Raw genomic sequence first — 9,800 nt, forward strand, 5'->3', positions numbered from 1 at the left:
TTTTTTTTCTGTTGTGTATTATACTGTTTCATAGATATTCCTTTTTGTTTTTTTTAGCAATTTAAATTATAAGGAATATCTCATTTTTTTTAAACTAAAAGTGTGCAATATCTATGGAACTTAAACAGAAAATAATTTGTATTTACTTGAATATTATACCAATTTTGCCATTGTGTTATTTTCATAATAGATTTTTTATATTCATTTATAAGATCTTTTTGGGTATTTATTGAATTAGGCTTATATATTTCTGGAGGAGCAGATAATGGAATTGTAATATATTTATGCGAACAGCAGCCTATTATCAATAAAGCATATAACAATAAAATTAAATATTTCATATCTAATATCCTTTATTTGAATTTTAAAGTTTTATAATAATCATTAATAATGGCATTTAAAGCATTTATATTATTATCACTTAATTTTTTATATTGTATATTTTTTATAGCTTCATCACTATTTGTAAAAGTCTCCAATATACTTAACTGTTTTTGTTTAAAATTAATATCTTTATTTAGAAGTAAATTAGTTTCTTTTAGACTTATTATTTCATTATTTAATTTATTTATCTCATTATATTTATTATTTAATTTAATATTTAAAATGCCAATATATATCACTATAGCTGATACTATTATAAAGAGCAAAAAATATTTTGATTTTATAAAATTAAGAATTATATTAGTTATTATCATTTTAATTTTCTCTTTTATCTACTATATTATTTTTATTTGTTAATATTTTCAAAAATCCTCTTAAATCACTGCCGAAACTTACAGCATTAAGCCCAAGTAAAATTATTACAACAGCAATAGCCTCTTCTTTTGAAACTATTCTCCCTCTCCAAACAAGGTTAACAGATACCCATACAACTCCTAGAATAAAAGTAACTATGCTTGTATATATACTTAATTTTTTATTAGCATTATGTTTATCTATAAAGTTCATTTTATTTTGCTCCGTTATATTTTAAGCTATCATGAAATATACCAAGTAAAAACTTCTGTAAATATTTAAGATTTTCCAAAACTATTTCACTGTCTTTTATTGCTGTTTCTGTAAAATTATTATGTATAAAAACATCATAGCTTTTTAATCTATTTTCAGATTTAATATTTTTTAAGTTCTTTAAAAAATCTTTTCTTTTTATAGATTGTATTTTATGATTATTATAAATAGATTTATAAATATCTTTAATATTATCAAGTATAATCATATAATAGAAATTGCATATATTTTCTAACCGTAGTTTTTTTATACTTTCTACATTGCTATTAAATAATGACACATTGTATATATCTATAATCTCTATTCTTTTTTGTTTTATATAATTTTCAAACTCTACTTTATCTTTTCCTAAAATATGATTTCTTGCAATATAGCTTATTATTTTGCTTTGTACTTCTAATGTACTTTGACTTATTATGTTGCTATATTCTTTATAAACTGTAAGGGAAGTAATTTTATCATCATATTTAAATTCATCATTGCTATAATGATTTAATATTTCATTATTATTTTTATTTTCTAATGTTTTTAATTCTTTAGGAGAATCAAAAGCATTATGAACTATATTATTTTGTTTTTGAATATAATTTTCTTGTTTTGGATATTCATCTTTACTGTTGCTTCCAAACTCTATAGTACCATCTTTTACATTGGCTTTCATATTAGCATTTCTTCCGCTTTTTATTATATTAAAAACAAAATATGCTATTACTATAGAAGAAATACAAATAAATATAATAGCAAAGTCGCTCATTATCTCTATGTTCACCTAGCCATATGTATACATATTTAGCTCTATAAAATAATATACTTTTGCAGGCTTCGGATCACCCTCCTTTATTACTCTAATATTTTTATTATTCTTTCAAATCTTTTCTGCCTGTCTTCAAGTCCATTATAACCGCCGTTTATTAATCTAGTTACAGCTTTTACATCTCCATTTTTAGCAAATAATCCGCATCCTTTCTCTCTCCAAAAAAGTAAAGCTATTTCTATTGCAGTATTAGGTTCTTTGGCTAAATCTGGATTATTAACTAAATCAATATTTAATTTTTTTCCGTAATTAATGTAATTGTTTTTTCCTGTTAGCTGAATTATACCTCTGCCTCTGTATTTGTAGCCTTCATCTTTTTCATTGCCTAAATCTTTTCTGCCACCGTAAACGAAATTGGCTATAGCTTCAGCACCTTCAGAACATAACTTTTTAGCATTCTCCAAAGTACCAACTCTTTTTCTAAACACTTCAAAAAGCCTTTGAGGAGTGTATCTGAAACTCTCTTCAAGCCTTTTATAATTAACACTTTCATGACTAGTCTGTGCCAAAAACATAGCTTTCTCATTAGTAGATGTAATAGAATATTTATTAAAAGCATTATTTAAAGGTTCTAAATATTTTTCATCAATTCCAATTTCTATTAATTTATTTTTAGTAATCATAAAAAAATCTCCTTAACTTTTTTTGGGATATTGATCTTTAATATCCTGTCTTTGAGTTTTTAAATTTTCAAGCTTGTTTTTCTGCTCATCAGTTAAAAGATTTTGAATAGCTAAACTACTTAAAACACTTTCTAGTAATTCAGCCCTTGCTCCATCAAGATTACTTTGATACTCGCCCTGTCTAATTTGAAGAATATAATTATTATACTCTTCAGCAGTTATTACGTTCTCTTTAAATAATTCTTCATAAGTTTTTTGAGTTATATATTTTCTGCCATTATCGTTCGTAACTATTTTTTGTCTATTGTCTAAAGTTTCAAGACCTTTTTCTATAAGAATAATAAAATCTTCTTCTATATTTTTATTTAATGTATAAACTTGATTATTTTTTATGATTTGATTTTTTTCTAATGCAATAATTTTTTCTTTAACTTGCTGTTCTAAAGATTTAACAGAACCGTCTTTATTATAAGCTCTTATATCTGTTTGACTAAAATCTGTAATATTAGTATTTTCAAATATAGCTTCATTTTCTTTTAATACTACATCATCAACGCTTAAAGCACTATAAAGATTAACTATTTTATTTGTATTTTTATCGTAAACTATTAATTCCATATATTAACTCCATTTATACTTACTAATTCATATAGTTCTATTTTTATATTGGTAGGTCTTGATTCGTTGTCACTAGCACTAGCCATTCTACTATTATCAAACCCTATAAAAGATAATGGAGGTAAAGAACCATCATTACTTTTAGCAGATATAGAATTCCCTTCTCTATATGTTGTATAGAATACGCCTGTATTACCATAATCACCAAACGTAGTTTGAACACCATAGAAAGTTCCTACAAGTCTTTTATCCGCATAATTTTGTATTAATCCATTTCTAGCTTCATCAGCAAAACCGCCTTCAAATCTTAAAAAAGCACCTGTAGTAGCAAATCTTTTTTTCCAAACGGTAGTTATTCCAAACACCTTTTGATAATAATTAGTAGGTCTTTTTTTATCATCAAAAGTGCCATCATCTTCTGGAAATACAAAATAAAATAAAGGTATATTATATCTTAATGCTAATACTTCTCCCATTTGCTGAACATTATTAACTTCACTATAAATAGGATCAAGTTTAGAGTTCTTATCAGGAATAAGATTAAGTGTAAATATTTCTCCTGCTTCTACTGGGCTGTCATCTTGGTGTGCTACTAAAAACCGATATATAGTAGTTTCAATTCCTACTATTTTATTTACGCCAAATTTAACTGCTTTCCCACTACTTGAAATTATTCCGTCTGTAGCTTTAAGATTTTTTAAATCTTCAACTAAGTTAAAATAATTTTCCATTATTGTATTATAAAAATATAATCCATCTATTCCAGAACCTAATGCTGTAAAATTGCCTGTTAATTTTACAGTATCATTATTATTTATTAATGTTAAATTATATAAAGATGAAGCTTTATAATCTAAACAAAAAATATTAGTATCGTTATTTCTTAGTACTCTGTTTTTTATATTTAATGTTATATTATAGCTTCCACTAGGTATTGGTACATTATCTATTCTTCCTATATTCAGTATTACACCTAAACCTTCTACAAACTTGAAATTAAATTCTAATTCTTCATTTATACCTTCAACTGTTATCTCTCCTTCTTCACAAGTATAAAAAATATGATTATCAGATTTGGAAAACTCAAAAAATTGTGAAAGTATAGAAAATATATAGAATATCGAAGAATTATTATCTATACTTTCTATAACAATAGCTATAAAATCATTAGTAATATTAGAATAATTCTTTAAATCAACATTTAATTTATAACTTCCATCATCATCTTTTGTAATTGTTGCAGGTATACCGCCGCTTAATAATAAATTCATAGTATCATCAATAGAGTTTTTGAACTTTGGAAAATCATATCCTGAAATATATTCTAAATTAGCCTTTGAATTATCGAAACTTACATCTATTGCCTCAGCTGCTACGCCTCTATCCGAACTTATTAAAGTGAGTTTTGCTCTGTCTGTATTCCAATCCGAAGCAATGAAATTTTCATTTACTTTATATATTTTAGAATCTCTTACTATTAAATCATTTACAAAATAAACATCGCTTACTATATACTCTTTATTAGTTCCGCCATTAACACTTATTGTATTTCCATTTAAAATTATATTATTACCTGCTATTAAACTATCCTGCTTATTAATTTTTAATTTCTCTATTGCTTTTTGAACAGTGTTTGTATTTTTTCCGAAAGAGGAATTACTGTCATCATAAAAAGTATTTTCTGCCTTATTTAAATAATCAATGTTCCTTTGAATTCTGCTCCAAACAGGATTTTCTATATTTTCAAGAACTATGTAAGAAATATTATCCTTTATAATTATTTGATTTTTATATATTTTACTTATTCCGTCAAACCAGAAAATAATATCCTGTAAAGGCTTTAATAGTCCATTTAAATTAGTTAATGCTCCGTCTTTACTTTCGTATAAAAAATCTTTTTGAGCTATTAAAAAATTATTATTATATTCTATCAATTCATTGGTTTTGTATTCTGTATTTAATTCTAATTTTCTAAAAGGTGTTATTAAATTACAATTAGTTCTTAAATAATAATCTGTTCTATCACTTGTAAACTCTTTAAAAACTCTGTAAAGATAGCCTTTATATTTTATAATATCATTTACTTTATAATCTATATTCTCATAATAATTTTTTACAGGATAATTGGTATCAATACTATTTAATTTATTAGCAATCTCATCAAACATAAATGCTGAAAAAGTACTGCTGTAAGTTGTGATTTTATATTTGAAATTTTTATTTAAATCAGCAGTCGGAAAGAAAATAATGCTTTTGAAATTAATATCATCTTTTATTAAATATATTTCATTTTCTTTTATATCAGTCTTTTGTAAATCTTCAAGCTCTTGCAAAAGTACAGGATAAACTTTAATATCATCAATTAAAAACTCCATATTTTCCAAAAGACCGTCAACAGCATATCCGATGTCAGCACAGAAAAGCCTCTGCCCCTGAAAAACTTTCACTTGAACATTATTAGTATTGAGTTCTATTTCTCCGCTTCTTTCCAATAATTCAAAAGTATTTTCGCTTATTTTGTATTGAAAAGGTGCTTGTATATTATTTTCATTAAGAATCATTTTGTTATTTTCCTTTTAATTAGCTATATATTATGAAAATCAATATTTATTATGACTTTTATAGTAAAAAAATAAAAAATGTACACTATAAAAGGTTGAATTATTTTTATACTATCTTAGTATGTAAGGCGATAGTTTATACAGGGGAGTGAAATGAAAAAAGTATTAATTATATTTGCTGTAATTTTTATTAATCTATCAAATCTTTATTCGTTTACAAATGGATTCGTATGGTCAGCAAAGTTTAATTTTAATGGTTCGGCTACAATACCTTCAATAAATAAAGAAGATTTAAATAAAATGGGTGTAGACTATTTTAAAGGCTCTGTCGGATATTCCTTAAATGGTGAATTGGAATTAGGATACTTATTCGGATCTGAAAAATGGTTTAATATGGATAATAAAAAATTCAGCGGAATGAGTTTATTCGGATATTTAGGAATAGGAACAGGATATTTAGGACAGAGTTTCAGCGGTACTTTTGAAAATGAAGGATCAAGCAAAGCAAATATATTTGTTAATCTCAATTATGCTCCTGTTTTAGATTTTGGAATAGGCACTAAAGTTCATTTATTAGAAGACAGATTAATGTTAGGATTATCTTTAGGAGGTAAATATATAATAGATAATTCTCCAGAAAGTTATGTTTATAGTGATAATCCTCAGGCAGTAAATAATGGTACTGGAAATCATCCTAATGGTGCAGTTAATTTACCTATACTTTCAAAACTTATAATGAGTAAACATCTAAATCAATCTTTTAATAGATTAATGTTAAATGTTAAATTTACTATTGAATATAATCAGCCACTTGCTGAAAGAGTATCATTATTAGTTGGATTATATACAAGATTCAATATATATAATCCTCATTATTTGGTAATGACGAAAGATATAGAAAAAATCATACAAAGTTATGTAGGAGGAAAAAACTTCACATTAGAAACTAAACTTCCAAGCTACTTTGTAAACTCTTTAGATTTTGGTATAAGTATTGGTTTTGCTTTCAATGCCAATTAACGATTTTTATATCTTACCATAAAGTATAATGTAGCAGTTATAGTATTTTGGGAATTATTTTTTAATCCTAATATAGGTTTAGTATTGAGTATCGGAAACCATTTTAAATTTGGAAGTCCAGCCTGAGCATTAAATGGACCTTTTTCAAATTCTCCGCCAAAATGATATGATATTGCACTGCTTCCAAACCAGCCTATAAAAGGTGCACTATTATTTATATTCTGATAAAGTCCATAAGATGAAAGAGATAATAAAGCATTTGTATCGCCATTTACATATCCTGAAACCTGTAAATATTCCAAATCATCTCTCCAATTTAATTCCCACTGCTGTGTACCGCTTCCTGATTTAGTAATAATTTCTTCTATAATAAAAGTAGAATTATTTTTTATTTTATTAATCATATTATTAATTTCCTCTATATATGAAGGAACTCCAACTGTTCTCTCAAACATATCGTTTAATACACCTGAAGTTATTGAAGTAGTTATATAGCGTCCACTTACTATTTTTAATTTTTTACCTGCATAAATACTATTTAAAAAATAAGTACCTCTTAATCCGTCTTTATTAAACCAAAATATTTGATTTTCTTTTGGCATATATTTATCATTTCCAAGCTCGCCTACAACATTTGTTAAATTAGCAATTTTTACATTATTATCATATATTTCAAATATACAGTCATTTATAAAAGAGAGAGAATTAGTTAAAAGCCCTGTTGATACTGCAACATAATTTGAATTTTCAAAAGGTTCAAGAGTAGGTATTTCAAAATATAAATTTTCTGATTTTTGTAAAAAATTCTCATCTGTAAAAGGATTATAAGTATTGGAAAGTCCGAAATAATTTAATATAGTTCCTTTAGTACTTGAAATCATAATTTTCTCCAAAATATATTAATGAATTTTTTGCAAATAAAAAATGTACTTAAACTGAAAATGTTTAAGTACATACATAAATTAATATTATTTTTTATTGTTAGTTAATTATTATAATTTAGTTCTTTGTCTATTAAAATTTTAAATCTAAAAACTGCATAATGAAGTCCTAGCCTTAAATAATTATCCTCATCATAAGCACAATGAACAAATCTTCCGCTTATTATCTGATACCAAGCTTCCAAAATAATCTTATTCCAAAATAAAGAAGCCGTATACAAACTTATAAGGGAATCATTAAAATAGCAGAAATCATCATATTTAACCTGCTTATTTTTAAAAGTATAATTAACAAGATTATCAATTTCCGTCTGTTCTATAATAGAAAAATTTACATAATTCTTCTCTCCAGCAAAAAACTTTTTACTACCTGAGCAAATTCATTAATATCCTTTGTACTCCATTCATCAAGAAGATTCACAGCATAATTATCATTAATCCTAACATCAAGCCATTGAAAAATATCATCATCAATAATTTTTTCTTCCTTCTCTCTAACATACTTGAGATTTTCATTGAAGCTAGGACGATTAATAGTTATAATATCATCACTTTTAAATTTATCACCTAAAGTTGAACGGCTGAATATTTTGACAGGAATTATATTATTATCGCTGTCCTCTTTATAAACAATCTCTTCTATAATATATCTATTAAAAAAATCTGTACATTTAAAAGTTAATTTTTCCATTTTAAAATTCCTCAATTTTTAAAATAAAAAAACTCCATATTTTTATATGGAGCCTTTTTTATAAAATATAAAAAATACTATTGCCAGCCTTCTGTTCCATACTGGTCAACATTGCTTTGATCTATAAGAGAAGTTTCAACACTTATATTTTTTTCATAAGATTCTCCATTTAATATCTTATAAGCAACTTCTGCAGCTTTTTTTCCTATATTGATAGGAGACTGAGCACCTGTTCCTGTAACTTCTCCGCTTTTAATAAATGCTTTAATTTCAGGAGAACCATCAACTCCATATACTAATACCCCTGTTTTATTAGCAGCTTTTAAAGCAGCAACTACACCTAAAGCTATAGGATCATTTCCTCCAAAAAATACTTGAACATCTGGATTTGCCTGTAATATATTTTCTGCTATAGGTAAAGAAATTTCTAACTGACCTACTCCATCCTGTCTTGATACTAATTGGAATTTGTTACTAGCCTCTCCCAATCCTGCATAAAATCCATCTATTCTATCAAGCACAGGTTTATTTACAGCATATTCAATAATAGCTAATTTACCACCATTAGGCATGCGTTTTACTAAATCTTCTCCGCAAACAAATCCAGCTTGGAAATTATCTGAAACAACTACAGAATCTACTAATTCTTTATCATAAACTTCAGCATCAAAATTTACTATTGGTATTCCTGCAGCTTTAAGAGCATCTAGAGCAGGTTTAACTCCTTTCCAATCAACAGGATTTAAAAACATTAAAGATATACCCTGAGATATCATATCTTCTATTTGTGATATCTGTTTAGCCTGATCAAGCTGAGGATCTAATACAATTAATGTATCCCCGTTTTTTGCAAGTTCCTCTTTAATTGAATCAGCAATTGTAATAAAAAATGGATTGTTCATTGTAAAACAAGTATATCCAAATTTTTTACCGCTGCTTTGTTCTGTTCCTCTATTGCATGATACAAACATCATCAATGCAATAAAAACAACTATAATTTTTTTCATTTTTATTCTCCTTTATCTTTTTTTCATCAAATCTATATAAACAGCAAGTAATATAACAATACCTTTTACTATAAGTTGCCAAAAAGAATTTATATTAAGTAAATTCAATCCATTGTTAAGAACTCCTATTATCAAAGCCCCTATAACAGTTCCTCCTATAGTACCTACACCGCCTCTCATACTAGTACCGCCCAATACACAGGCAGCTATTGCATCAAGCTCAAATCCCTGAGCTGCTGTAGGCTGTCCTGAATACATTCTTGAAGCTAATACAACTCCTGATAAACCTGCTAAAAATCCTGATAAAGTATATGCAAATATTGTAACAAATACTATTTTTATACCAGAAAATTTCGCTGCAGTTATATTTCCGCCTATAGCATATATATGACGTCCTAATTTAGTTTTTCTTAAAATTATAGATATTATAATAACAAAGATTAAAGTATAAATAACCTGCAAAGGTATTTTCCCAATATAACCTGATCCTATAACATTAAAAGATGCATTCATA

General features: G+C 26.1%; 13 protein-coding genes. 1 reads left to right on the plus strand and 12 read right to left on the minus strand.

Features of this window, described 5'->3' with window-relative positions:
• Nucleotides 1-89: 89 nt before the first annotated feature.
• From Q1J76_RS00550 to Q1J76_RS00580, 7 genes are all read right to left on the minus strand, one after another.
• Nucleotides 90-341, minus strand: coding sequence for a hypothetical protein (locus Q1J76_RS00550; protein ID WP_300365271.1), 252 nt, complete (start codon nt 339-341; stop codon nt 90-92).
• A 12-nt stretch (nt 342-353) separates the two neighbouring features.
• Complete coding sequence (locus tag Q1J76_RS00555) at nt 354-698, minus strand: hypothetical protein (RefSeq protein ID WP_300365274.1); 345 nt, start codon at nt 696-698, stop codon at nt 354-356.
• A 1-nt stretch (nt 699) separates the two neighbouring features.
• A complete protein-coding gene (locus Q1J76_RS00560) occupies nt 700-951 on the minus strand; it encodes an endonuclease (protein WP_300365276.1) in 252 nt (83 codons plus the stop codon).
• A gap of 1 nt (nt 952) precedes the next feature.
• On the minus strand, nt 953-1,765 hold the full coding sequence (locus Q1J76_RS00565; RefSeq protein WP_300365279.1) for a hypothetical protein: 813 nt from the start codon (nt 1,763-1,765) through the stop codon (nt 953-955).
• An 86-nt stretch (nt 1,766-1,851) separates the two neighbouring features.
• Entirely contained in the window at nt 1,852-2,448 is a 597-nt protein-coding gene (locus Q1J76_RS00570; RefSeq protein ID WP_300365282.1) for a glycoside hydrolase family 19 protein, read from the minus strand.
• Nucleotides 2,449-2,460: 12 nt separating this feature from the next.
• On the minus strand, nt 2,461-3,066 hold the full coding sequence (locus Q1J76_RS00575; protein WP_300365285.1) for a phage tail protein: 606 nt from the start codon (nt 3,064-3,066) through the stop codon (nt 2,461-2,463).
• Nucleotides 3,057-5,627 carry a phage tail protein gene (locus tag Q1J76_RS00580; RefSeq protein WP_300365288.1) on the minus strand — a complete coding sequence of 857 codons (2,571 nt, stop codon included), beginning with the start codon at nt 5,625-5,627 and terminating at the stop codon, nt 3,057-3,059. The genes Q1J76_RS00575 and Q1J76_RS00580 overlap by 10 nt, the downstream gene beginning before the upstream one ends.
• Before the next feature lie 153 nt (nt 5,628-5,780).
• On the opposite strand from Q1J76_RS00580, the gene Q1J76_RS00585 reads away from it, so the two are divergent.
• The gene (locus tag Q1J76_RS00585) at nt 5,781-6,647 is read left to right on the plus strand and encodes a hypothetical protein (protein ID WP_300365291.1); all 867 of its coding nucleotides are present in this window, start codon (nt 5,781-5,783) and stop codon (nt 6,645-6,647) included.
• Here the strand turns inward: Q1J76_RS00585 and Q1J76_RS00590 are convergent.
• The 5 genes from Q1J76_RS00590 to Q1J76_RS00610 all read right to left on the minus strand — a co-directional run.
• Nucleotides 6,644-7,528 (minus strand): phage tail protein, encoded by an 885-nt coding sequence (locus Q1J76_RS00590; protein ID WP_300365294.1) that lies wholly within the window; start codon nt 7,526-7,528, stop codon nt 6,644-6,646. The two genes, Q1J76_RS00585 and Q1J76_RS00590, sit on opposite strands and share 4 nt — an antisense overlap.
• 104 nt (nt 7,529-7,632) lie before the next feature.
• Nucleotides 7,633-7,773, minus strand: a complete 141-nt coding sequence (locus Q1J76_RS00595) for a hypothetical protein (protein WP_300365297.1) — start codon at nt 7,771-7,773, stop codon at nt 7,633-7,635.
• Nucleotides 7,774-7,919: 146 nt separating this feature from the next.
• On the minus strand, nt 7,920-8,279 hold the full coding sequence (locus Q1J76_RS00600) for a hypothetical protein (protein WP_300365300.1): 360 nt from the start codon (nt 8,277-8,279) through the stop codon (nt 7,920-7,922).
• Between the two features lie 77 nt (nt 8,280-8,356).
• On the minus strand, nt 8,357-9,286 hold the full coding sequence (locus Q1J76_RS00605; protein WP_300365303.1) for a sugar ABC transporter substrate-binding protein: 930 nt from the start codon (nt 9,284-9,286) through the stop codon (nt 8,357-8,359).
• A 12-nt stretch (nt 9,287-9,298) separates the two neighbouring features.
• A partial coding sequence (locus tag Q1J76_RS00610; RefSeq protein ID WP_300365306.1) for an ABC transporter permease occupies nt 9,299-9,800 on the minus strand: 502 nt, incomplete at its 5' end.

Source organism: Brachyspira sp., from assembly GCF_029258575.1.
Lineage (GTDB): Bacteria > Spirochaetota > Brachyspiria > Brachyspirales > Brachyspiraceae > Brachyspira.

Coding starts and splice junctions, on each gene's coding strand:
- Q1J76_RS00550 (WP_300365271.1), bottom strand. CDS start 341: ATGAAATATTTAATTTTATTGTTATATGCTTTATTGATAATAGGCTGC.
- Q1J76_RS00555 (WP_300365274.1), bottom strand. CDS start 698: ATGATAATAACTAATATAATTCTTAATTTTATAAAATCAAAATATTTT.
- Q1J76_RS00560 (WP_300365276.1), bottom strand. CDS start 951: ATGAACTTTATAGATAAACATAATGCTAATAAAAAATTAAGTATATAT.
- Q1J76_RS00565 (WP_300365279.1), bottom strand. CDS start 1,765: ATGAGCGACTTTGCTATTATATTTATTTGTATTTCTTCTATAGTAATA.
- Q1J76_RS00570 (WP_300365282.1), bottom strand. CDS start 2,448: ATGATTACTAAAAATAAATTAATAGAAATTGGAATTGATGAAAAATAT.
- Q1J76_RS00575 (WP_300365285.1), bottom strand. CDS start 3,066: ATGGAATTAATAGTTTACGATAAAAATACAAATAAAATAGTTAATCTT.
- Q1J76_RS00580 (WP_300365288.1), bottom strand. CDS start 5,627: ATGATTCTTAATGAAAATAATATACAAGCACCTTTTCAATACAAAATA.
- Q1J76_RS00585 (WP_300365291.1), top strand. CDS start 5,781: ATGAAAAAAGTATTAATTATATTTGCTGTAATTTTTATTAATCTATCA.
- Q1J76_RS00590 (WP_300365294.1), bottom strand. CDS start 7,528: ATGATTTCAAGTACTAAAGGAACTATATTAAATTATTTCGGACTTTCC.
- Q1J76_RS00600 (WP_300365300.1), bottom strand. CDS start 8,279: ATGGAAAAATTAACTTTTAAATGTACAGATTTTTTTAATAGATATATT.
- Q1J76_RS00605 (WP_300365303.1), bottom strand. CDS start 9,286: ATGAAAAAAATTATAGTTGTTTTTATTGCATTGATGATGTTTGTATCA.